Source organism: Micromonospora sp. RTP1Z1, from assembly GCF_033804685.1.
In the GTDB taxonomy this organism is placed as follows: Bacteria; Actinomycetota; Actinomycetes; order Mycobacteriales; family Micromonosporaceae; genus Micromonospora.
Genome location: NZ_JAPFQV010000086.1, coordinates 1 through 22,708 on the forward strand (window position 1 = coordinate 1; position 22,708 = coordinate 22,708).

At 73.3% G+C, this 22,708-nt stretch carries 18 protein-coding genes and 1 pseudogene; 11 read left to right on the forward strand and 8 right to left on the reverse strand.

All coding sequences use genetic code 11. The annotated features are described in order from the left end of the window. Positions 1–344: pseudogene (locus SLP03_RS28845) on the forward strand (NAD-dependent epimerase); the annotation flags it as partial. Positions 345–386: 42 nt separating this feature from the next. Here SLP03_RS28845 and SLP03_RS28850 read toward each other — a convergent pair. Together SLP03_RS28850 and glpX are read right to left on the reverse strand one after the other, a co-directional pair. Next, positions 387–1,325 carry a DMT family transporter gene (locus SLP03_RS28850; protein WP_319463820.1) on the reverse strand — a complete coding sequence of 313 codons (939 nt, stop codon included), beginning with the start codon at positions 1,323–1,325 and terminating at the stop codon, positions 387–389. 29 nt (positions 1,326–1,354) lie between these two features. Next, positions 1,355–2,386 (reverse strand): class II fructose-bisphosphatase, encoded by a 1,032-nt coding sequence (gene glpX, locus SLP03_RS28855; protein WP_319463803.1) that lies wholly within the window; start codon positions 2,384–2,386, stop codon positions 1,355–1,357. Positions 2,387–2,804: 418 nt separating this feature from the next. On the opposite strand from glpX, the gene SLP03_RS28860 reads away from it, so the two are divergent. Further along, positions 2,805–3,572, forward strand: coding sequence for a DUF4245 domain-containing protein (locus SLP03_RS28860; RefSeq protein WP_319463804.1), 768 nt, complete (start codon positions 2,805–2,807; stop codon positions 3,570–3,572). Between the two features lie 332 nt (positions 3,573–3,904). Next, positions 3,905–4,747 (forward strand): hypothetical protein, encoded by an 843-nt coding sequence (locus SLP03_RS28865; RefSeq protein ID WP_319463805.1) that lies wholly within the window; start codon positions 3,905–3,907, stop codon positions 4,745–4,747. Between the two features lie 61 nt (positions 4,748–4,808). Here SLP03_RS28865 and SLP03_RS28870 read toward each other — a convergent pair whose 3' ends face one another. Beyond that, a complete protein-coding gene (locus SLP03_RS28870; protein ID WP_319463806.1) occupies positions 4,809–5,021 on the reverse strand; it encodes an exodeoxyribonuclease VII small subunit in 213 nt (70 codons plus the stop codon). A 63-nt stretch (positions 5,022–5,084) separates the two neighbouring features. Continuing rightward, entirely contained in the window at positions 5,085–6,299 is a 1,215-nt protein-coding gene (gene xseA / locus SLP03_RS28875; protein ID WP_319463807.1) for an exodeoxyribonuclease VII large subunit, read from the reverse strand. Between the two features lie 98 nt (positions 6,300–6,397). Here xseA and SLP03_RS28880 point away from each other — a divergent pair, with 98 nt between their 5' ends. The 3 genes from SLP03_RS28880 to SLP03_RS28890 all read left to right on the forward strand — a co-directional run bounded on the left by SLP03_RS28880 (position 6,398) and on the right by SLP03_RS28890 (position 8,369). After that, positions 6,398–6,739, forward strand: a complete 342-nt coding sequence (locus SLP03_RS28880; RefSeq protein WP_319463808.1) for a hypothetical protein — start codon at positions 6,398–6,400, stop codon at positions 6,737–6,739. 182 nt (positions 6,740–6,921) lie between these two features. Next, positions 6,922–7,908 (forward strand): 4-hydroxy-3-methylbut-2-enyl diphosphate reductase, encoded by a 987-nt coding sequence (locus tag SLP03_RS28885; RefSeq protein WP_319463809.1) that lies wholly within the window; start codon positions 6,922–6,924, stop codon positions 7,906–7,908. 38 nt (positions 7,909–7,946) lie between these two features. Then, on the forward strand, positions 7,947–8,369 hold the full coding sequence (locus SLP03_RS28890) for a hypothetical protein (protein WP_319463810.1): 423 nt from the start codon (positions 7,947–7,949) through the stop codon (positions 8,367–8,369). 101 nt (positions 8,370–8,470) lie between these two features. Here SLP03_RS28890 and SLP03_RS28895 read toward each other — a convergent pair whose 3' ends face one another. Together SLP03_RS28895 and SLP03_RS28900 are read right to left on the reverse strand one after the other, a co-directional pair. Further along, positions 8,471–11,737 (reverse strand): S8 family serine peptidase, encoded by a 3,267-nt coding sequence (locus SLP03_RS28895; protein ID WP_319463811.1) that lies wholly within the window; start codon positions 11,735–11,737, stop codon positions 8,471–8,473. Positions 11,738–11,977: 240 nt separating this feature from the next. Continuing rightward, positions 11,978–13,162 (reverse strand): DNA recombination protein RmuC, encoded by a 1,185-nt coding sequence (locus tag SLP03_RS28900; protein WP_319463812.1) that lies wholly within the window; start codon positions 13,160–13,162, stop codon positions 11,978–11,980. A gap of 55 nt (positions 13,163–13,217) precedes the next feature. On the opposite strand from SLP03_RS28900, the gene SLP03_RS28905 reads away from it, so the two are divergent. Beyond that, on the forward strand, positions 13,218–14,105 hold the full coding sequence (locus tag SLP03_RS28905) for a hypothetical protein (RefSeq protein ID WP_319463813.1): 888 nt from the start codon (positions 13,218–13,220) through the stop codon (positions 14,103–14,105). Between the two features lie 36 nt (positions 14,106–14,141). Here SLP03_RS28905 and ppc read toward each other — a convergent pair whose 3' ends face one another. Both ppc and SLP03_RS28915 read right to left on the reverse strand, forming a co-directional pair. Next, positions 14,142–16,928 carry a phosphoenolpyruvate carboxylase gene (gene ppc, locus SLP03_RS28910; protein ID WP_319463814.1) on the reverse strand — a complete coding sequence of 929 codons (2,787 nt, stop codon included), beginning with the start codon at positions 16,926–16,928 and terminating at the stop codon, positions 14,142–14,144. A 123-nt stretch (positions 16,929–17,051) separates the two neighbouring features. Further along, positions 17,052–18,113 carry a hypothetical protein gene (locus SLP03_RS28915; protein ID WP_319463815.1) on the reverse strand — a complete coding sequence of 354 codons (1,062 nt, stop codon included), beginning with the start codon at positions 18,111–18,113 and terminating at the stop codon, positions 17,052–17,054. Positions 18,114–18,192: 79 nt separating this feature from the next. On the opposite strand from SLP03_RS28915, the gene SLP03_RS28920 reads away from it, so the two are divergent. The 4 genes from SLP03_RS28920 (at position 18,193) to SLP03_RS28935 (ending at position 22,577) form a co-directional block, all read left to right on the forward strand. Beyond that, positions 18,193–18,600: a VOC family protein gene (locus SLP03_RS28920; protein ID WP_319463816.1), complete on the forward strand. Its 408-nt coding sequence runs from the start codon at positions 18,193–18,195 to the stop codon at positions 18,598–18,600. Between the two features lie 34 nt (positions 18,601–18,634). Further along, positions 18,635–19,675 (forward strand): LD-carboxypeptidase, encoded by a 1,041-nt coding sequence (locus SLP03_RS28925; RefSeq protein ID WP_319463817.1) that lies wholly within the window; start codon positions 18,635–18,637, stop codon positions 19,673–19,675. Positions 19,676–20,151: 476 nt separating this feature from the next. Then, on the forward strand, positions 20,152–22,086 hold the full coding sequence (locus SLP03_RS28930; protein WP_319463818.1) for a glycosyltransferase: 1,935 nt from the start codon (positions 20,152–20,154) through the stop codon (positions 22,084–22,086). Further along, a complete protein-coding gene (locus tag SLP03_RS28935) occupies positions 22,083–22,577 on the forward strand; it encodes a glycoside hydrolase family 6 protein (RefSeq protein ID WP_319463819.1) in 495 nt (164 codons plus the stop codon). The genes SLP03_RS28930 and SLP03_RS28935 overlap by 4 nt, the downstream gene beginning before the upstream one ends. Positions 22,578–22,708: the final 131 nt, after the last annotated feature.

The following is a 22,708-nucleotide window of genomic DNA, read 5'->3' on the forward strand; positions in this document are numbered from 1 at the left end:
TCGTCGACGACGTCGCCGCTACCGTCGTCGCTGCCGCGACCGCCCCGAGGGCGTGGGGCCGCGCCTGGCACGTGCCCAGCGCGCCCGCCGTCAGCGTGCGGGAACTGGCGACCCGGACCGCGGGCCTGACCAGCACCCCCGCGCCGAAGCTGACCCGGATGCCCTACCCGGTGCTCTGGCTCGGCGGGCTGGTCAACCCGATGGCCCGCGAGCTGCGGGAGACCGCCTACCAGTTCGACCGCCCCTACCTGCTCGACTCCACCGCGGCGACCGCCACCCTCGGCGTGGAGCCGACCCCGCTGGACCGGTCGCTCGCGGAGACCGTCGCCGCGCTGCGCCGCTGACCGTCCCGCCGGCCCTCCGCCGCCCGGCGGCCCGGTCGGGCGTCAGCGGCGGCGTGCCGGGCCGAACGCCGCGATCAGGACCGCGACCAGGGTCAGCGCCGCGCCGAGCAGGGTGGTCGGCCCGGGATGCGAGGACGCCGTCGGCAGGACCAGGTCCAGCAGTACGGCGCCGACGATCTGCCCGGCGATGGTGGCCAGCCCGAGCAGCAGCACCCCGGTGAAGCGCACGATGGCGGCGGCCAGCGCGATGAAGACGATGCCGATCTGGCCGCCCAGGTAGAGCCAGGGGTCGGTCGGGAAGCTGCCGCTCGGGCGGCCGCGGACCGCCACGTCGATCGCGAGGGCGACGAGCAGGGCCACCGTGCCCACCGTGAAATTCACCAGCGTGGCGGCCAGGGCGCTGCCGGCGGCCCCCCGCACCCGGCCGTTCACCGCCTGCTGCCAGGCGATGCCCACCCCGGCCAGCAGCGGCAGCAGGGCCAACGCCAGGGCGCCCGGGTCGCCGAGTCGGTCGCCCACCGCCAGCAGCACCGCCAGCACGGTGAGCAACGCGCCGACCAGCCGGTTCGGGGTGACCGGCTGCCGGCCGGTCGGCCCGATGCCGGCCCGGTCCACCAGCAGGCCGCTGCCGGACTGCCCGGCGACCACGGCGACCGTGAAGACGGCGACGCCCAGCGTGCCGATGGTCAGCCCCTGGGTGGCGACCAGGAACGCGCCGCACACCCCGCCGAGGCACTGCCACGGCCGCAGCGACCCCTCGGCCAGCGCCGCCCGCAACGCGGCCAGCCCCCGCCGGCCACCCGGGGTGGCGGGTACCAGCACCAGCAGCACCAGCAGGCCCAGGCCGAACGAGACCACCGCGGCGGCGATCCCGTCACCCAGCCGTACGCCGAGTTCACCGTTGATCCGGGACTGGGCCGCCACCGCGACCCCCGAGGCGGTGGCCAGCCCGGCGCCGGCGATCCGCCGGGTGGTCGACAGCGTGGGGGGCGCCGCCGTCCCGGCCGCGATCACTCCTGCTCGGCCAGCGGGCGGCCGTCGAAGTCGACGGCCGAGTAGAGGGCGAGCTTCTCCAGCCGGTGGTACGAGTCGATCACCCGGATCGTGCCGCTCTTGGAGCGCATCACGATCGACTGCGTGTACGCCCCGCCGGCCCGGTAACGGACGCCGCGCAGCAGGTCGCCGGAGGTGACCCCGGTCGCCACGAAGAAGCAGTTGTCCCCGGTGACCAGGTCGTCGGTGAGCAGCACCCGGTCCAGGTCGTGCCCGGCGGCGAGCGCCTTCTCCCGCTCCTGGGCGTCGCGCGGCCAGAGCTTCGCCTGCATCGCCCCGCCCATGCACTTGAGCGCGCAGGCGGAGATGATGCCCTCCGGCGTGCCGCCGATGCCCATCAGCACGTCGACGTCGGACTCGCCGCGGGCGGCGGCGATCGAGCCGGCGATGTCGCCGTCGGAGATGAACCGGATGCCCGCGCCGGTCCGTCGGATCTGCGTGACCAGGTCGTCGTGGCGGGGCCGGTCCAGCACGCAGACCGTCACCTCGGAGACGTCGGTGCCCTTGACCTTGGCGATCCGGCGCAGGTTGTCCGCGACCCCGGCGTTGATGTCCACCACGTCGGCGTACATCGGGCCGACGGCGAGCTTCTCCATGTAGAAGACCGCGCTCGGGTCGAACATCGCGCCCCGCTCGGAGACCGCGAGCACCGCCAGGGCGTTCGGCATGCCCTTGCTCATCAGGGTGGTGCCGTCGACCGGGTCCACCGCCACGTCCACCTCTGGACCGCTGCCGTCGCCGACCTCCTCGCCGTTGAAGAGCATCGGGGCGTTGTCCTTCTCGCCCTCGCCGATCACCACGACGCCCCGCATCGGGATCGAGTTGATCAGTTTGCGCATCGCGTCGACGGCTGCCCCGTCGCCGCCCTCCTTGTCGCCCCGGCCGACCCACCGGCCGGCGGCCATCGCCGCGGCCTCGGTGACCCGGACCAGGTCGAGGGCAAGGTTGCGGTCGAGATCCTGGGGGATCCGCGTCCTGGTGTTCGTCATGACGGCTTCCTCCTCGCGACGTTGCGGGGTGGACCGGCAGGATGCGGCCGCCGCCGCCGCCGGCTTTGTCGCTGATCCTCACACGATCGCCGATGCGCCAGCGGGGCGGGGCACGGATGGCCAGCTTCCCGCCGTCCGGGCGGTCCGGGCCCAGGCCGGTCGTGACCTGGCCGATCCGTCGCGGGCCGGCTCCGCAGCGGAGTCGGCTGTGACTTCGGTCGCTCCCCTCGGCGGCGGCGGGTCGCTCCCCGCCGGCCGGCGTCAGCTCGCGGGCGCCGCCGTCGGGTCGCCCTGCCGGCCGTCGCGCGGGGCGGTGGTGTGGGCGAGCCGGCAGAGCCGGGCGGCGGAATGCGACCGGCCCCGCCCGTGGGCGCCGGTGGCCGGGCGACACCGATCGTCCGGCTGCGAGAATGGGCGGGTGGAACCCGCACAGCCAGCCGACCGCGTACCCGCCGACGCGACCCCGCCGGACGGCCAGCCGCCCGTCCGGTCGACCGCCGGGCCGTCCCCGGAGGCCGGGGAGCCGGCCCTCGTCGAGCCTGCCACCGGACCCCCGCCCCTCGCCGACGCGGGCGAGCCGGCGCTGGTCGAGCCGGTCCACGGCGCGGCCCGGGGTGGGGCTGGCGAGCACCTGGCGGTCTCCGGCGACCAGCCCGCGCCGCCGGCCCGGCGGGAGAAGTCCCGCGCCGAGCGGTCGCCCCGGGACATGGCGCTCTCGCTGCTCGTGCTGCTGGTCCCCATCGCGCTGCTGCTCGCCTTCTACCGGGGATTCCTCGGCGGCGACGAGCCGACCGCCGTCGACCCGACGCCCGCCGTCGAGCAGGCGCGGGCGGCGAACGCCTTCCCGGTCAGCACGCCGGCCGGCCTGACCGCCGACTGGCGTACGGTCAGCGCCCGCTACCAGACCGAGCCGGGCGGGGCGACGCTGCGGATCGGCTACCTGACCCCGGAGGGGCGCGGCGCCCAGCTCGTGCAGAGCAACGTGCCCGCCGAGAAGCTGCTGCCCGCCGAGCTGAGCGGTGGCCAGCCGCAGGGGACGGCCGACCTGCCCGCCGGGAGCTGGCAGCGCTACACCGCCCGCGGCAACGAGCAGGCGCTGGTGCTGCTCGAACCGACGAGGACGGTGATCGTGGTCGGCGACGCGGGGGACACCGAGCTGCGCCAGCTCGCCAACGCCCTCCGCTGACTTCCGAGCCCCATGGGTCCGTCGTTCTCCGCCAGGCTGCCCGGGCTCGAAAACCGGCACGCCTGATGTGTCCGGACAGATCCATCAAGGCAAAGCGGGCAGGACCGGGACCGTCCCACCGCAAGGTAGGACATCCAATCATGTGCTCACTTTCGCATCATGAGCGGAAACGGATTGCGGAAGGCCGCTTCAGGGAACAGAGAGGGCACGAGCTCGCCGGATCGCTCCGCCGGCCGGACGGGGCTCGTGCGCCGGAGCCGGTGTCAGGGCTGCGGCGCCACGCCTCCGGCGCCTTCCGTGGGCCGGACGACCCACCTGGAGAGGTTCACGTGATGATTCGACGCTTCAGCGCGACGGCTTTCGCCGCGGCGCTGCTCATTCCTGGCCTGACCGCCTGCAACAGCACCGGGACCGGCGAGGCGGGGGCCTCCGCGTCTCCGACGGTCTCCGGCAGCATCGCGCCGAGCGGCGCGACCCCCGGCACCGGGGACGCCAAGCAGACGTTGCTGAACTCCACGAACGAGATCCGGAACGGCAACTTCCGGTTCACCATGTCCGGCGCCGGCTCCACCGCCGAGGGGCAGGTGCACGAGCCCAGCCAGAGCGCGGAGATGCGGGTGACGATCGGCGACCCGTCCTCCGACCTGATGATGAAGCTCGACCTGATCCACTCCAAGCCGGACAGCTGGGTGAAGGTGGAGCTGGGTGGCAAGTCGGCCAGCAGCATCCCCGGGGTGCAGAAGCTCAACCTCGGCAAGTACCAGCACCTGGACCAGGCCCGGATCAAGGGCAACCGGGCGCTGGGCTTCGACTTCGAGAAGGTCGACCCGGCCGGGAGCGCGGTGCTGACGCAGGGCATCACCGAGGTCCGGCAGACCGGCGAGGGCATGTACGCCGGCACGCTCGACGTGTCCAAGGCGGCTGAGGCCGGTTCGCTCGACCCCAGCGTGATCACCGCGCTCGGCACGCAGGCGAAGTCGGTGCCGTTCACCGCGAAGCTGGACCCGCAGGGCCGGCTCAGCGAGATGGTGGTCCAGGTGCCGGCGGCCGGCCAGAGCGCCGCCCAGGACATCAAGATCACGTACTCGGACTACGGGACCGCCTCGGCCGCGCAGAAGCCGCCGGCCGCCCAGGTCGTCGAGGCGCCGCCGGAGTTCTACAACCTGTTCAACTGAGCCGAGGTGACGGCGGGGCGGCTCCGGCCGTCCCGCCGTCGCCGTTCCGGGACACCGCCGGTCAGTTCTCGGCGCGCTGCCGGGCCGCGTCGATCCGGGCCCGGGCGCCGTCCAGCCAGCGCTGGCAGATCTCGGCCAGCTGCTCGCCGCGCTCCCAGAGCGCCAGCGACTCCTCCAGCGATGTGCCGCCGGTCTCCAGCCGCTCGACCACCTGGGCCAGCTCGGCGCGGGCCTGCTCGTAGCTGAGCCGCTCGTCCTTCTTCTCGTCACTCATCGCTGACATCCCACCACATCCGTCCACCATCGCCCGTCGCCCGCCCGTCGCGCCCGCCGGCCGTCAGCCGTCGACGGTCGCGGTCAGCTCGCCGTCGGCGAGGCGTACCCGCAGCGGGTCGCCCTTGGCCACCTCGGCGGCCGCCCGGACCACGTGGCCGTCGGCGCGCTGCACGATCGCGTACCCGCGGTCGAGGGTGGCGGCGGGGGAGAGCGCGCGCAGCCGGGCCAGCGTGTGCCGCAGGTCGTCGCCGGCGGCGCCGAGCCGGTGGTCCAGGCAGCGGCCGGTCCGGTCGCGCAGCGCGGTCACCTCGGCGGCCCGCTGGTCGACCATCACCTGCGGCCGAGCCAGCACCGGGCGGGAGCGGAGCAGGTCCAGCCGGTGCGACTCCCGGTCGACCAGGTTGCGGACGGCCCGCTCCAGGCGGGACCGGGCCTGGCCGATGAGGCGTACCTCCTCGGTGAGGTCCGGGACGATCCGCTTCGCCGCGTCGGTGGGCGTCGACGCGCGGACATCGGCGACGTAGTCGACCAGCGGGGCGTCCGTCTCGTGGCCGATCGCGCTCACCACCGGCGTACGGCAGGCGAAGACCGCCCGGCAGAGCGCCTCGTCGGAGAACGGGAGCAGGTCCTCGATACTGCCGCCGCCCCTGGTCAGGATGATCACGTCGATGGTCGGGTCGGCGTCGAGCACCTTGAGCGCGTCGATGATCTGCGGGACGGCGCCCGGCCCCTGCACCGCGACGTTGACCGTGCGGAATTCCACCGCCGGCCAGCGCCGCCGCGCGTTGGTCAGCACGTCCCGCTCGGCGGCCGAGGCGCGGCCGGTGATCAGCCCGATCCGGCCGGGCAGGAACGGCGGACGGCGCTTGCGGTTCCGGTCGAAGAGCCCCTCGGCGGCGAGCAGCTTCTTGAGCTTCTCCAGCCGGGCCAGCAGCTCACCGAGCCCCACCTGCCGGATCTCGTCGGCGCGCAGGCTCAGCGTGCCCCGGGCGGCGTAGAACTCCGGCTTGGCGTGCAGCACCACCCGGGCGCCCTCGCGCAGCTCCGGCGCGCCCGCGTCGAGGACGTCCCGGTTGGTGGTGACGGTCAGGCTGAGATCCGCCGACGGGTCACGCAGGGTGAGGAACACGGTGCTCGCTCCCGGCCGGCGGCTGATCTGCGCCACCTGCCCGTCCACCCACACCCAGCCGAGCTTGGCGATCCAGGCGCCGACCTTCTGGCTGACCACCCGGACCGGCCAGGGCTCCTCGGGGGTGCTGCGCGGGGCGTCACTCACCCGCCCACCCTACGCACCGCCGCGCCGCAGGCCAGGATCGGCGGGCCGGCGGCACGGCGGCGGCTGTGGTGAGGTCGGGGGAGGGGCGGGAGGCCGGGATGGATGTCGACGAGATCGGCCGGCGGTTGCGCCACGAGTGGGACGCCGAGGACGGCTTTCTGACGCCGCTGCGGTGGGGGGAGTGCGGCCCAGCCCGGGCGGAGCGCTTCCTGTCGCTGCTGCGGTCGATCGATCCCGCCGACCCGGCGGTGTTCGACCGGCGGATCGTCGGCCCGATGTTCCTGATGCCGTACTACATGCTGTCGCACCTTCAGAACTCGGAGAGCCTGGGTGTCGACACGCGGGCCGGCCGGGCGGTGCTGTACGAGGCGCTGGACCTGATCGGGCGCATCGTCGCCGGTGGCGAAGGGCAGTCCGGAGGCGACCGCGTGGACCGGTGACGCGGTTCAGCCGAGTGCGGCCAGCGTCCCGGACGGCAGCGCCTGCTCGTCGGGGCACCCGTGCAGAGGGGTCCCCGGTGGCCCCGCGCGCTGCCGGTCCGGTCATTCTGCCAGCCCGCGCGGCCCCTGTGGCGCGGGTCGCAGCCGCTGCCACCGGGAAACCCGGCACGTACGATGGGCGGGTGACTCACGCTGAGACGACTCCCCGAACCGGCAAGCGCGTGCTCCTGGCCAAGCCCCGCGGCTACTGCGCGGGCGTGGACCGGGCGGTGCAGACCGTCGAGGAGGCGCTGAAGCTCTACGGCGCCCCGATCTACGTGCGCAAGCAGATCGTGCACAACAAGCACGTGGTGCAGACCCTGGAGGCCCAGGGTGCGATCTTCGTTGAGGAGAACGAGGAGGTGCCCGAGGGCGCCACCGTGATCTTCTCCGCCCACGGCGTGGCCCCCGAGGTCTACGAGCAGGCCAGGGCGCGCTCGCTCAAGGCCATCGACGCGACCTGCCCGCTGGTGACCAAGGTCCACCAGGAGGCGAAGCGGTTCGCCGCCGAGGACTACGACATCCTGCTGATCGGTCACGAGGGGCACGAGGAGGTCGTCGGCACCGCCGGTGAGGCCCCCGCCCACATCCAGTTGGTGGACGGCCCGGAGGGCGCCGACAAGGTCACCGTCCGTGACCCGAACAAGGTCGTCTGGCTCTCCCAGACCACGCTGTCGGTGGACGAGACGCTGGAGACCGTCGCCCGGCTCAAGTCTCGGCTGCCGCTGCTCCAGTCGCCGCCCAGCGACGACATCTGCTACGCCACCTCCAATCGCCAGCACGTGGTCAAGGAGATCGCGCCCGAGTGCGACGTGGTGATCGTCGTCGGCTCGCGCAACTCCTCCAACTCGGTCCGGCTCGTCGAGGTGGCCCTGGACGCCGGCGCCCGCGCCGGTCACCTGGTCGACTACGCCGCGGAGATCGACGACGCCTGGCTCGCCGGCGCCGGCACGGTCGGCGTCACCTCCGGCGCGAGCGTGCCGGACGACCTGGTGCAGCAGGTGCTGGAGCACCTGGCCGCGCGCGGCTTCACCGACGTCGAGGAGATCCTCACCGCCAACGAGCGGCTGACCTTCTCGCTGCCGCAGGAGCTCAAGCGGGACATGAAGGCCGCGGCGGCGGCCCGCTGAGGCGGAACGGATTGCCGGCGCCGTACGTCGGATCCGGTATGAAGACGTTTCGGACGGCCGTGTCCGCCCTGGTCGTCTGCGCGGCGCTGAGCGCCTGCGGCGGTCAGGGTGGTGGTGACGCGACGCCAACCAGTCCGACAGGAGGGTCGTCGGTGACCACCCCGCCCGGCTCGACCGGTCCCGCCCCCTCGACGCCGCCGTCCGCCGTTCCGCCGACTAAGCGCCCGCCGAACGGCCCGAGCCTCCCGCCGGGCCCGGGCGGGGATACCCTCACCGGCACGGTCAGCCAGGGGGTGGAGCCGAACTGCCTGCTGCTCGACGGCTACCTGCTGGTCGGCGGCCCGCGCGACGTCCTGCGGCCCGGCGCCACGGTGACCGTCACCGGCCGATCCCAGCCGGACATGATGACCACCTGCCAGCAGGGCACTCCCTTCGTCGTGGAGTCCGCCCGCCCCGCCTGACCCCGCCAGGGGTTTCGTCTGGTGCTGCTCGCGCCGGATGAGGCCGAACGGCACGGAGCCCGCCCCCGCAGTGGGGACGGGCTCCGCGGTGGAACGGGTGATCAGTTCACGGTGCCGATCGAGACGTTGCCCCGCCCGACGACCGCACCCTGGTCGGTGACCACGAGCAGTTCACCGAAGAGGCGGCGACCCGCGGCCGGCGCCGACTGGGCGGTCACCGAGCCGGTCAGGCTCGCGCCGGCGCCGTTGGCCAGCGTTGCCGTGGTCGGAGCCGCGTCCAGGCTGCCCAGCGCCGAGGCGTAGAAGACGTCCCGGTAGTCGTACGCCGTGGTGCCGGCGGGGACCGAGTACCCGTCGATGATCACGTCGTACGTGCCGGCGGCCGGGTTCGCGATCGAGACCGACTCGTCCGAGTCGCCGTCGGCCGAGGAGGCCACCTTCACGCCGTTGCGCTGGACGACGAGGTCCAGGTCCGCCTTCGGGTCGCTCGGGTTGTTGATCGCCACGTCGAGCCGGGTGGCGCCCGCCGGGACGGTGACGTGGTACGTCTGCTGCTCACCGTCGGCGATGGTCGGCCGGCTGACCGCCGCGCTGCCCAGCGGGCCGCCCTTGCCGGTGACGGTCACCGGGCCGAACGCGTTGGTCAGGTTCCAGGTCACCGGGGTGGCCTGGCCGGCGGTGACGCTGGGCAGCTCCACCGTGGCCGGGTCGACCTTCACGCCCTGCACCGTGGCACTGAGCGTGAACGGGTTCTCCAGCAGCGGAGAGGTGCGCCGCGACTCGACCTCGATCTCCCACAGGCCCGGCATCGGGTTGGCGTAGTCGCGCTCGTCCGGCTTGCAGGCGGCCGGGTTGGAGAAGTTGCTGTAGCAGCCGAGGCTGGAGGTGCTCTCGACCGGGACGCCGTACGGGTTGAACGCGATGAACCGGGTCTGCGAGCCGCCGGCCAGGCCGGACATGTTGACCTGCAGCGCCGAGGCGCCCGCCGGCACGTTGACGAAGTACGAGGTGAACCCGTTGCGGTCCACCGAGCCGGAGGTGGTGAAGCCGTAGCCCGGCGCGGTCAGGTCCTGGCCGATGGCGATCGTGTTGAGCACCTCGAAGTCGACGCCGGGCGTCGCCGGGTCGTCGACCCGCATGACCGCGCTGTGCACGCCGTAGCCGCCGTTGGTCTCGAGCTGGAGGGTGACCGGCTTGTTCAGCGGCAGCACCAGGCTGTGCCGGTAGTCGCGGAACGTGCCGTCGTTGCCCAGCAGGGTCACGTCGTGCCGGATCGGCTGGTTCGGGCCAGTGGTCCGGGTGAACGTCAGGGTGTAGGTCTTGTCCTTACCGGCCGCCTGACCGCCCTGGCCAGCGGCACACCGGTTGTAGACACCGGTACCCGTGTTCGCGGTCGCCAGGTATCCGGAGAGCGGGGTGCAGACCGGCGCGGAGACGCTGTAGCCGCGCGACTGGAGGCCGTGGCCGGCGAGCAGGTCCCAGGCGCCGACGGTGTTGAACTGACCATTGCCCTGACCGTGCGCGGGCACCCCGTCGATCCACTTCGCCGACGAATAGATCGCCCGGCGCAGCTCGGCGGGGGAGATCCCGAACTTGTTCGCCTTCGCCGCCGAGAGCAGCAGCGCCGCGGCGCCGGTGGCCTGCGGGGAGGCCATCGAGGTGCCGTTCAGCATCGAGTAGCCCGGCGGCAGCTGGTAGCCCGCCTCGGGCACCGGGCCGCCCGCCTGCCACAGCGGCGTGGTGGAGATCGCCGAACCGGGCGCGGTGATGGTCGGCTTGAAGCCGCCATCCTCACGCGGGCCGCGGGAGGAGAAGTTGAACAGCTGGTACGGCACCCGGGTCTCGGAGCCGTAGTTGGCCAGCCAGGTCTCCTTGCTCACACCGGCGGCGACGCTGACCACGCTGCTGGCCACCGACGGGTCGCCGACAGTGTTGATGCCCGGGCCGGAGTTGCCGGCCGAGATGAACAGCTGGACGCCGTAATCGTTGATCAGCCGGTCGTAGAGTTGCGCACGGGCGTTGTTGGCGTCGTTGAGCGCCGGCAGGCCACCGATGGACATGTTGACCACGTCGACGTGCCGGTTGACCACCAGCTCCACCATGCCGTCGGTGAGCGCCGCGGCGGTGCAGCCGCCGCCCCAGTTGCAGGCGCGGGCGGAGACCAGCTTGGCGCCGGGGGCGGCGCCGTCGAAGGCGGCGTCGCCGAACATGTCGTTGGCCGCGGTGATACCGGCGACGTGCGAGCCGTGCTGGGCCTCGACGATGCCGATGTTGACGAAGTCGGCCTTGCCGGGCAGGCCGGCGGGGGTGGTGTCGACGTCCTCGCGGTACTCGACGACGAACGGCGTCCGCTCGGCGATTGCGGTGGCGGGGTTGTCGGTGCCGAAGTGGCCGACGTCGTAGCGCTCCTTGTAGGGGCGCATCACCGCGTCGTCGGTGAAGTCGCGGTTCTGGTTGGTGTCCACCCGGATGTCGTGGGTCTCCGGGTCGTAGAGGATGCCGAACGTGTCGGTCTTGTCGCCGTCCTTGTTGATGTCACCGCCCGGCTCGTCGTTGGCGGTGATGCTCTCGGAGAACCGGTTGATCCGCCAGGAGCCCTCCGGCGCCGTCCAGGTGCCGCCGGCGTAGCTGAAGGTCGGCCCGGTGACCTGGGTCAGCATGGCCCGCCACGTGCCGTCGCTGTCCAGCAGCGGGTCGGTCGCGGTGAACCAGTCGGCGATCTTGCGCTCGCCGGTCGACGTGGTCTGCAGCGCCGGGTTGTCGAGGTCCACACCGGAGTCCATGATGCCGATCGTCACGCCGCGGCCGTCCCACTCGGGGTGGGCCTGCTTGAACGCGACCGCGCCGGTCTCGTTCGTCGGCATGTACGCGTTGGCGGCCGGGGTGTCCGGTCCGGGGGCGGCCACCGCCTCGGGGGCGGGGGTGCCCTCGCCGTCGGCCTTGACGGGCTCGGGCTTGGGCAGCGGGATCGACTCGTTGAGGTCGATGGCGGCCACGCCGGGGAGCTTCGCGGCCCGCAGCACCGCGTCGGTGGGAACGCTGGCCCGGATGTATCCGACCCCGTCCACCTGCTTGGCCACGGTGGCGCCCAGCTTGCGGAGCTCGGCGGCGACGGTGCCGGCCTTGCCCTTGTCGGTGGCGACGATCAGGACAACGGTCTTGTCGCCCTTGGCCCGGGCCTGGGCGAGCAGCTCGTGGTCGTGCGAGCCGAGCTTGTCGGACCCGTGGCCCTTCGGGGTCCTGGTCTCGGTCTGCGGGGCGGCGCTGGCGGTGGTGGAGCCGCCCGTCAGCGCGATCGCGCCGAGCGCGACGACGGATGCGGCGAACCCGGCTGAGGCACGCCGGGTCCAGGTAGGAGGTTTCTTCACGTTCACGTCCTCCGACGAGGGGAGCCCTGGGGGTGCGGGGCTGGTGAGATCGATCTTTGGTGTTCGACGGGCCGCCTGTCATCAACGCGGTGTGCCTTGTGACCTAGCCGTGACGTGGGCCGACCAACCCTGTAACAATGGCGCGAGCAATTGCATCGCGACAACCAATATCTCAGGTATTACGGTGCGTCGATCGTTTGCCCTGGCTGTCCGATCGGACGACGACCCCGACCGATCGGGTCAGTCGGATTTGTCCCCACGAGGCTTCGAAAAGAGTGGCAACCGGGCATCCTCGGTGAGCTCGGGGGCCTGCGGCTGCCGGGGGGCCAGCTCCACCTGCGCCGGGGTGACCAGCTCCTGGTCGGAGACGCCCAGCTCGGCGAGCTTGCGCGCGCTGACCAGCACCCGGGCCTCCAGCGACCCGACCGCCCGGTTGTACGCGGTCACCGCCCCGCCGAGCGACGCGCCGAGCTTGCCGACGTGGTCGCCCAGGGTGGACAGTCGCCGGTAGAGCTCGCGGGCCAGGGAGTGCACCGCCACCGCGTTGCGCGCCAACGCCTCCTGCCGCCACGAGTAGGCCACCGTGCGCAGCAGCGCCACCAGGGTGGCCGGCGTCGCGAGCACCACGTTGCGGGTGAAGGCGTGCTCGAGCAGCGTCGGGTCGCGCTGCAACGCCACGTCGAGGAACGGGTCGGCCGGCACGAAGAGCACCACGAACTCCGGCGTCGAGTCGAACGCCGCCCAGTACGTCTTCGCCGCCAGGGCGTCCACGTGCGCCCGCAGGTGCCGTGCGTGCGCGTCGAGGTGGGTGTCCCGCCCCCGCTCGTCGCGCGCCTCCATCGCGGTCAGGTACGCGTCGAAGGGCGCCTTGGCGTCGACCACCACGCTGCGCCCGCCGTGCAGCCGGACCACCAGGTCGGGGCGTACCCCCTGATGGTCGGTGGCGGCGGTGACCTGCTCGTCGAAGTCGCAGTGCTCCAACAGGCCGGCGGCCTCGACGATCCGGCGCAGCTGGTGCTCGCCCCAGCGCCCCCGCACCTGCGGCGCGCGCAGCGCGGCCACCAGTTGCTTGGTCTCGGTGCGCAGCTCCCCGGAGACCGTGCTCATGGCCCGGACCTGCTCACGCAGCTCGGCGTACGCGTCGACCCGGTCGTGCTCCAGCTCGGCGACCCGCTGCTCGTACCGCCGGAGGGTGTCGTGCAGCGGGGCCACCGCCCGGGCGACCGCCTCCTGCGACTGGGCGGTCGCCTCGTAGCTGAGCGCCCGCATCGACTGCTCCAGCCGCCCCTCGCCGGCCCGGGTGGCCTCCAGGGTCGCCTCGAGCCGGGCGATCTGGGTCGCCGCGCGGGACCGGGCGGCCAGCCAGCCGACCGCGCCGCCCGCGGCGAGGCAGAGCACCACCACGGCCAGCGTCGCGAAGTCCATGCCCGAGAGCTTGCCAAACGGGTACGACGAGCGACCGGTGGGTACGCTCGAGGGCATGGAAGTTGCCCTGTGGGTGATCCTGATCCTGATGCTCGGAGGTGCGCTCGTGTTCTGGCGGTGGGGGAGCAGGTCCCGGCGGGCCACCGAGCTGGCCGACGCCCGCGCGGAGGCGCAGCGCTGGTACGAGCGCCTCGGCGGCCAGTTGATGAACCTGCACGGCGACGCGCCGGCGGTTCGGCAGGCGCTGGCCGACGCGGGTGAGCGGTACAACGCCGCCGGGTCCCAGCTGGAGCAGGCGCGTAGCCCGCACCAGTTCGCGCTGGCCCGGGAGACCGCGCTGGAGGGGCTGGCCTACATCCGGGCCGCCCGTACCGCGCAGGGCATCGACCCGGGCCCGGAGCTGCCGCCGCTGGCCGCCGCCCGGGGCGCCGGCATGCTCACCAAGGAGCGCGAGGTCAACGTGCAGGGGCAGACCTACCGGGCCGGCCCGCAGCCAGGCAACCAGACGCCCTACTACTACCCGGGCGGCAACTGGCAGGGCCGTCCGGTGCCGTCCGGCTGGTACTCGACGCCGTGGTGGAAGACCGCGCTCGGCACCGGCGCCGGCGTGCTCGGCGGCATCCTGATCGCCGACGCGCTCTTCTCGCCCGCCTTCGCCGACCCGGGCTACGGCTACGAGGCCGGCTACCAGGAGGGCTTCGACGACGGCCAGGACCAGGGCGGGGACTTCGGCGACCAGGGCGGCGACTCCGGCGGCGACCAGTTCGCCGGTGACCAGGGCGGCGGCGACCAGTTCGCCGGCGGCCAGGGCGGCGGCGACTACGCCGGGGACTTCTCCGGCGGTGGCGGTGGCGGCGACTACGGCGGCGGCGGGGACTTCGGCGGCTTCGGTGGGGGCGACTTCGGCGGCGGGGACTTCGGCGGCGGCGGCGGCGACTGGTGAGCCCGAACGGGCCGGGGCGTGGCGGGTGCCGGCCGGTCAGCCGGTGTTGCGCATGCCGGCGGCGATGCCGTTGACCGTGGTCAGCAGCGCCCGCTCCAGCGCCGTACCGTCGTTGGGGGCGCGGCGGCCGCCCGGCGCGGTGGCCACCGCGCGGCCGGCGGCGCCGGACTCGCGGTACTGCTGGAGCAGCGCCACCTGGAGATGGTGCAGCGGCTCCAGGTAGGTGTCCCGCACCGCCAGGGTGCGCTGGAGCACCGGTGAGTTCTCCAGCAGGGCCGGCGACGAGGTCACCGCCAGCACCTCCTGCTTGGTCAGCTCGTACTCCTGCTGGATCTTGTCGAAGATCGGGTGCAGTTTCTTCGGCACCAGGGTCTCGACGTACCGCCGGGCGATGGTCAGGTCGGTCTTGGTCAGCATCATCTCGACGTTCGACAGGAACGTGCGGAAGAAGTGCCAGTTCCGGTTCATCTCGGCGAGCACGTCCTCCAGCCCGGCCGCCCGCGCGGCGGCCAGCCCGGAGCCGACGCCGTACCAGCCCGGCACGATCTGCCGGGTCTGCGTCCAGCCGAACACCCAGGGGATGGCCCGCAGGCCGGCCAGCCCGGCCCCGGTGTTGGGCCGTTTCGCCGGCCGGGAGCCGATGTTCAGCGCGCCGAGCAGCTCGGTCGGGGTGGAGGCCCAGAAGTACGCGGGCAGGTCCGGGTCCTCGACCAGCGACCGGTACGACCGGAACGCCGACTCGGAGACCACGTCCATCGTCGCGTCCCAGCGTTCCAGCTGCTCGGCCGGCTGCCGGGGGGCGGTGTGCAGCAGCGTCGCCTGGAGCACCGCGGCCACGGTCAGCTCAAGGTTCTCCCGGGCCAGCGCGGGCAGGGTGTACTTGTCGGAGATGACCTCGCCCTGCTCGGTCACCTTGATCGCGCCGTCCAGCGTGCCGTACGGCTGGGCCAGGACCGCGTCGTGCGTCGGCCCGCCGCCGCGGCCGACCGTGCCGCCCCGGCCGTGGAAGAGCCGCAGGTGCACGCCGTGCCGGGCGGCCACGTCGCGCAGCGCGCGCTGGGCCCGGTGGATGGACCACTGGCTGGTGGTGATGCCCGCCTCCTTGTTGGAGTCGGAGTAGCCCAGCATCACCTCCTGCACGTCGCCCCGGGCCGAGACCAGCGCCCGGTAGGCCGGCAGCGACAGCAGCTCGTCCAGCAGTTCGCCGCCGGCGTTCAGCTCGGCCGGGGTCTCCAGCAGCGGCACGATGCCGATCCGGGCCCGACCGGTGTGCACGTCGACCAGGCCGGCCTCGCGGGCCAGCACGACCGCGGCGAGCACGTCGTCCACGCCGAGGGTCATCGAGATGATGTACGACTCGATCACCTCGGACCCGAACCGGTCCTGCGCCTCCCGGATCGCCCCGAACACGTCGAAGGTCTTCTGTGCGCCCTCGGTCAGCGGGGTGTCCAGGGTGGAGAGCGGCCGCCGTCCGGTCAGCTCGTCGGCGAGCAGCTTGGTCCGCTCCAGCCGGCTCAGCGACGGGTAGTCCGACACCTCGCCGACGGCCTCGTAGAGCTGGGCCAGCACCGCGTGGTGCGCCTCGGCGTGCTCCCGGACGTCCATGGTCGCCAGGTGCAGGCCGAAGGCGGAGACCGTACGGATGGTCGAGGCCAGCCGGCCGACGGCGGTGAGCTGCCCCGAGTTGCGGGCCAGCGAGGCGCGCAGCAGCTCCAGGTCGGCGATCAGCGCGGCGGAGCCCCGGTAGTCCCGCCCCGGCACGTGGGCGGTGCCGGCGCGCAGCCGCTCCCGGGTGTTGGCCAGCTTCGCCTTCACGCAGCGGGCCTTGAGCCGGTACGGCTCCTCCGCGTTGACCCGGCGGAACCGGGGCGCCACCTCGGGCAGCGCGTCCAGGTCGGCGGCGAGGCTGGCGGAGAGGTCGAGCGACACCGCGCGCAGCCGGCGGGAGACGGAGACCTCGTTGATCAGGTGGTCCATCGCCTTCTCGGTGGCGGCGATGCCGTGCTCGTGCTGGATCCGCAGCACCTCCCGGGTGACCGCCGGGGTGACGAACGGGTTGCCGTCCCGGTCACCGCCGATCCAGGTGCCGAACGTCAGGGGGCGGGACGTCGGCGACGTCTCCACGCCGAGGGTGCGCAGCGTGTCGGCGAGGTCGTCGAGGACCTGCGGGGCGGCCTCGGCGTACAGGTCGCGCAGGTAGTAGATGGCGTTGCGGGCCTCGTCGGTCGGGTCCGGCCGGTCCAGCCGCAGCTCGTCGGTCTGCCACATCAGGTCCAGCAGCTCGGCCAGGCGCCGGTTGGCCGGCCCCTCGTCGCTGGCCCCGTAGAGGATGGCGTTGGCGGTCTCGGCGTCCAGCTCGTCGGCGATCGCGCGCAGCTTGGACAGGATCGAGCGGCGGGCCGCCTCGGTGGGGTGGGCGGTGAAGACCGGGCGTACCGCGAGGCGGCGGGCCGCGGCGGCGATCTCCTCGGCCGGCACCCCGCGCTCGGCGATCATCTTGGCCGCCTGGTCCAGCCAGCCGCCCTGGACCGCCCGGCGGCGGCGCAGGTCGCGGGCCCGGTGCACCTGCTCGGTGATGTTGGCCAGGTGGAAGTAGGTGGAGAAGGCCCGGGCCAGCTTGGTGCCGGTGGCGACGTCCAGTCCGCCGAGCCGCTGGGCGGCGGCCGGGGCGTCGGAGCGGACCTGCGCCCGGATCTCCTCGACCAGGTCGAGCAGCGGGCGGCCCTCCTGTCGGGCGAGGGTCTGCCCGAGGAGCGTGCCGAGGCGGCGGATGTCGGCCCGCAGCGCGGCGTCCGGGCCGTCGTGGTCGTGCTTGTCGGTCACGGTGCGCTCCTTACGTGAGTACGAAGGACAGCGCTGTCCGACTCCCTGGATCGTATCCGCGCCGGCCCCGCCGCACGGAGAGGGCCGGCGTGATGATCTGCACTCTGGGACGGTCGGAGCGGCTCAGCCATCGGTGGTGGGTTCGTCGGGTGCGGTCGTACGGGCTCCGGCGGCGCGGGTGGCCCGGCGGGCCCGCCAGTGGGTGCGGAACATCGTGGCGGTGATCAGCCCGAGCACGCCGAGCAGCGCCCAGACCACGAGGCCGGTCAGCGCCCAGCCCATCGACCGGCGGTCGAAGTAGACCGCCGACTTGATCAGGTCGGTGGCCAGCCCGGGCACGTTCCACCGGTGCATGCCGCGCAGCCAGTCGGGGAGGAACTCCGGGGCGTAGATGCCGCCGGAGCCGGGGTTGCCGAGCACCACCAGCAGCAGGATCACGATCCCGGTGCCGAGCAGGCCGAGCCAGCCCTGCACGGCGGAGGCCACCATCGCGGCGGCGAAGACCGCCAGCGCGCCGACCGCGGCGACGGCCGGCACGTCGTGGTGCCAGACGTCCAGGATCGGGCCGACGACCGTCGCGCCGGCCACGCCGAGCACGATCGAGTAGACCGCTAGCGCGGCGATCCGCAGCCCGGCCCGGGCAAGGCTCACCGGCGCGGTGCCGGTCTTCAGGCCGAGCGCGGTGGAGGCGAGGTAGCCGCCGAGGACGTAGCCGGCCGCCAGGTAGAAGGGGACCAGCCCGCGCGGGTCGCTCCCCTCGACCGGCACCTCGTCGGTTACCTGCAGTGGCAGGCTGGCCTGCCGGGCGGCCTGGGTGAGCACCTGGGTGACGAGTTCGGCGGCGGCGGGCGCGGACGCGCTGGCGATGGTGAGGCGCAACCCGTTGTCCGGGCCGGAGGCGAGCACCCCGTACACCCCGCGGGCGGTCAGTCCGTCGTCGGCGGCCTGCGGGTTGTCGTACTCGATCGGCTTGATCTTGTCGGTCCGGGCGCGCACGGCGGCCATCACCTGCTGCGCGCGCTGGTCGCCGAGGACCACGCCGACCGGTACGTCCCGCGGGGTGGGCTGGTGCAGCGCCCCCACGTAGGCGGCGATGAACGCGGTGGCCAGGGCGAGCGTGCCGACCAGGAGCGCCGCGGTACGGGGCAGCCAGTCCCGCACCGCGAGTTCCCGGTCCTCGTTCACGTCGCCAGCCTAGGGTGGCGATTCGCCCTGGTTGTGGGGTTTCGCCGCCCCGCGCTCCAGCCGGTGCCAAGCTGGCCGCATGGCGCGCGACGACCTGCCGAACCCGGCCGAGGGCATCCTGCTGGCCCACTTCGTGGTGGCCGCCGACGTGGCCCGGTCGGCGGCCTTCTACTCCGACGTCCTCGGCGGCACGGTGGTCCGGGAGGCTGGGCCGGCGATCGTCCGGCTGGCCAACAGCTGGGTGATCATCGCCGTCGGCGGCGGACCGACCGAGGACAAGCCGGACGTGACCCTGGAGACCCCGCCCGACCCCCATCGGACCAGCGCGTTCCTCAACATTCGGGTGGCCGACATCCAGGCCGTGTACGCCGAGTGGTGCGCTCGCGGCGCGACGTTCCTGACCCCGCCGCAGGACCGGGGCAGGGAGATCCGCTGCTACCTGCGCGACCCGGACGGCCACCTGATCGAGGTCGGCCAGACCGTCTGAAAAACCCCTTGGCCCGGTTCGGTAGCGTCCGATCATGAACCTGCCCAGCTACCCGCCGAAGCCCCGGCCCGGCGACCGGGTCGCCGTCGTGTCACCCTCCGCCGGGCTGCCGGGTCTCTTCCCGCACGTGTACGAGCTGGGGTTGCGCCGGCTGCGCGATGAGTTCGGCCTGGAGCCGGTCGAGTACCCGACCACCCGGGTGATGGGCGCCGACCCGCGGGACCGGGCCCGCGATGTCACCGCCGCCTTCGCCGATCCGACCATCACCGCGGTACTGGCCACCGTGGGCGGGGACGACCTGATCACGGTCACCCCGTACCTGGACGACGAGGTGCTGCGGGCCAACCCGAAGCCGTACTTCGGCTACTCCGACAACACCAACATGCTCAACCACCTGCACAGACTCGGCATCGTGGGATACCACGGCGGGTCGGTGCTGGTGCACCTCGGCCGGCCCGGAAAGCTCCACCCGCTGACCGCCGACTCGCTGCGCGCCGCGCTCTTCACCTCGGGCTGGTACGACCTGGCGCCCGCACCTGAGTGGGGCGACCAGCCGAACGACTGGCGGGACCCGGCCACGCTCGACGATGAACCGCTGATGTTCCCCGGGAGCGGCTGGCACTGGCAGGGCCCGTCGACGGTGGTGCAGGGTCGGACCTGGGGCGGCAACCTGGAGGTGCTGAACTGGCTACTCGCCGCCGACCGGGTCGCCCCGACCGCGGAGCTGGCCGGCTCGGTGTTTTTGATGGAGACCTCGGAGGAGCTGCCCTCGGCGACCGAGGTGTACCGGATCCTGCGCAACCTGGGGGAGCGCGGGCTGCTCGCCGGCTTCCCGGCGGTGCTCGTCGGCCGGGCCAAGGCGTGGGACTTCGACCGCCCGCACTCCGTGCCGGAGCGGCGGGCGTGGGCGGACGACCAACGCGACGCGGTCAACCGGGCGCTGGCCGCGTACGCCCCCGACGCCGTGGTGGTCTTCGATGTCGATCTGGGCCACACCGACCCGCAGCTGATCATCCCGTACGGCGGGGAGATCCGGGTCGACGGCGTCGAGCGCCGGATCTCAGTGCGCTACTGATGAGCAACTCGCGGGCGTACCGCGGCCACCTGCCGGTCACCGGCGCGCGAGCCTCAGCACGCCGGTGAAGCTCGGCGGCGGCCTGGTCGGCGTCGGGGCGGTGCTGATGCTGATGCTGCTGACCCTGGCCTGGCGTCGCCGTGACCGGTCCGGGATCGGCTGCCGCTGACCGGACCGAATCCGGGCGGGCCCGGACGATCGAGGGGTGCCCGCTGCCCGTGAACGCACCCGCGCCGGGCCCCGTGAACCACCCCTGACCTGCGGATGTGTCCCCCGCCACGAGTGGGCTTGGGTCGCCGGGCCGGGGGTAGGAAAGGCGTCGGACCCGGCGGGGAGCGCACACGTCCCCCTGTCGGGTCGAGCCGTGTCCGGGCCAGCGGGGCCCGCCGGCCACACGGCGGGACCGACCGCCGACCGCGGCTGTGTCGCCGCGACCGGAGATCCCGGCCCCACCGTGTCGGCAGCGAAAGGACAGCGTGCCTCCCGCCATCAGCCTTTTCCGTGCCCGTGAGTCGTGGCTCTTCCTCGCCGTCGGCGCGGTCGTGGCGGTGGTCGGCCACGCCCTGCTGGCGCTGCTGACCGGTCAGGGCCTCGCCCCGGCGGCCGCCAACGCGGTGCAGCTCGTGGTCACCCTCCAGCTCAGCTTCATCGCCCACGAGCAGCTCACCTGGCGCCGGCACACCGCCGCCCGGGGCGACCGCCGGAGCCGCCGCTGGCGGCGGTTCCAGACCGCCCGGGGCGCCAGCGCACTGCTCAGCCTGGTCGCGTTCCCGTTCCTCGCCCCGGTCACCGGCACCGCCGTGGCGTACTGGGGGCTGCTCGTGGCCGGCACGGCCGTCAACTACTGCTCCGACCGCTTCTGGTCCTTCTCCCACGAGGAAGGTGCCGCCACCATGACCGAGGTCGACTCCCGCCCCCCGCACCGCGGGGTGCACCGGCGGCCGGCCCCGCTGGCCTGGCGGGTCGCCCGGGCGGGCGCGGCGCTGGCCGTGCTGAGCATGCTGGCGGTCCTCTTCCTCGACGTCTTCCTCGTCACGGTGTCGCTGTTCATGCTGGTCGTCGCGGTGACCACGCTGGCGTTCCAGCTCTACAAGTGGTGGCTGCCGGAGCACAACGACCCCGACCGGTACGGCGAGCCCGACGAGCCCCGGCTGCCGGGCGTGATCCTGGTGCCGATGCGGCACGAGGAGGCCGTCGCCGGCCACACCCTGGAGCGGCTGGCCAACCTCGACCACCCGGACTACTGGGTGGTGCCGATCGTCGACCACCCCGACGACCCTGGCACGGCGGCGATCGCGCACGCCAAGGCGGCGCGGTATCCGGGGCGGGTGCTGGTGGCCCCGTACCCGGAGGACACCGAGGTGCACAACAAGCCGATCGGGCTGAACGCGGCCGTCCGCGAGCTGGACCGGCTCGGCGTCCGGTACGAGTGGATCGGCATCGCCGACGCCGAGGACCTCTTCCACCCCGATCTGCTCCGGATGGTCGACTACCGGTTTCGCAAGACCGGCGCGGGCATCGTGCAGTGTGGGGTGCAGCTGATGAACTTCAGTGCCGACCCGCGCACGATGGCGCTGCCCGACGGGCGGCTGCCCCGGCTGCGGCGCTGGGCGCGGGCCAACGCCTCCGGCTGGTGGCGGGCGGCCAACGTGCTGGAGTACTACAAGTGGTTCCAGTCCCGGCTGAAGCTCCAGGCGGCGACGAAGGTGATGCCGCTGGGCGGTAACACGGTCTTCTTCCGCCGCGAGTTCCTGGCCGCCCTGCGCCGGCGGTACGGGGCGTACTGGGACGAGGACTGCCTCACCGAGGACTGCAAGATCGGCATGGTCGCCTCGGTGCTCGGCTACGACGTCGACGTCGTCTACGTGGACGAGATGGTCACGCGGGAGGAGACCCCGGACACCCTGCGCGCACTGGTCCGCCAGCGGGTGCGCTGGATGCAGGGCTTCATCCAGGTGTTCACCGAGCGGGAGTGGCTGGCGCTGCCCCGGATGTGGCAGAAGGTGCTCGCCGTGTACGTGCTCGGCTTCCAGTTCTTCCAGGCGTCCTCCGTGGTCTTCGCGCCGGTGGCGCTGGCCCTCGCGCTGGCCCACAAGTCGCTGATCACGGTCGCCCTGCTGGCCAGCGTGCCGCTCGGGATCAGCCTGCTCACCATCGCGCTGGACGTGCTGATGCTGCACCAGTTCGGCCGTACCTTCGGGCAGAAGGTGCGGCTGCGCGACCACCTCGGCGTGATCGTCGGCGGATACCCGTACCAGGTGGTGCTGTCGGTGGCCGGGGTGTGGGCGCTGCTGCGGCACCTGATGGGGCGTACCAACTGGGTGAAGACCGTGCACAGCGGCGCGCACCTGGGCGCGGCGCCCGCCGGCGACGGCGGCCGGACGCCAGTGACGGCGGGGGCGATCGCGTGACCCGGACCCTGGAGGACGCCGCCACCCTGGACCTGCGGGCCGTCGCCGACATCGACCGGGCGCTGCCGCCGCACCGCCGGGCGCGCGTCGGGCTGCAGGTGTGGGCCGCCCGGCACGGCCGCAGCATCGCCCTGCTGCTGCCGCTGCTCGCGCTGGTCGGGACGGTGCACACGATCGGCATGTCCACGTTCCCCTCCCGCAACGGCGCCGGCCCGCCGCCGGACGAGCCGGACCGTGACGACGAGTGGTGCAACCCGGCGCGGCAGGCGCTCGGCGAGCCGCCTCGACCGGTGACCGACCGGCCCGGCCTGGCCGCGCTGCTCTGGATCAAGGACCCGGGGGAGTCGGACGGGAAGTGCGGCGGCGAGCGGACGTACCTGTTCAGCCCGAACCAGGCCCGCACGCTCGTCGCCGGCGGGGCGTGGCTGCCGGCGGGGGAGCGGGCGGCGGCGAAGGCGGCCCGCCCGGCCCCGGTCATCGACGCCGGCTAGTGCTCTGGGATCACGCCCGCCCGCATCGGCCAAGATCCGTCCGCCCGGTCAAGATCCGCACAACTTCACGGAAAGAGTGGCCTCCGGGCGCGGAATGACCACTCTTTCCCCGAAACTGCGCGGATCTTGGC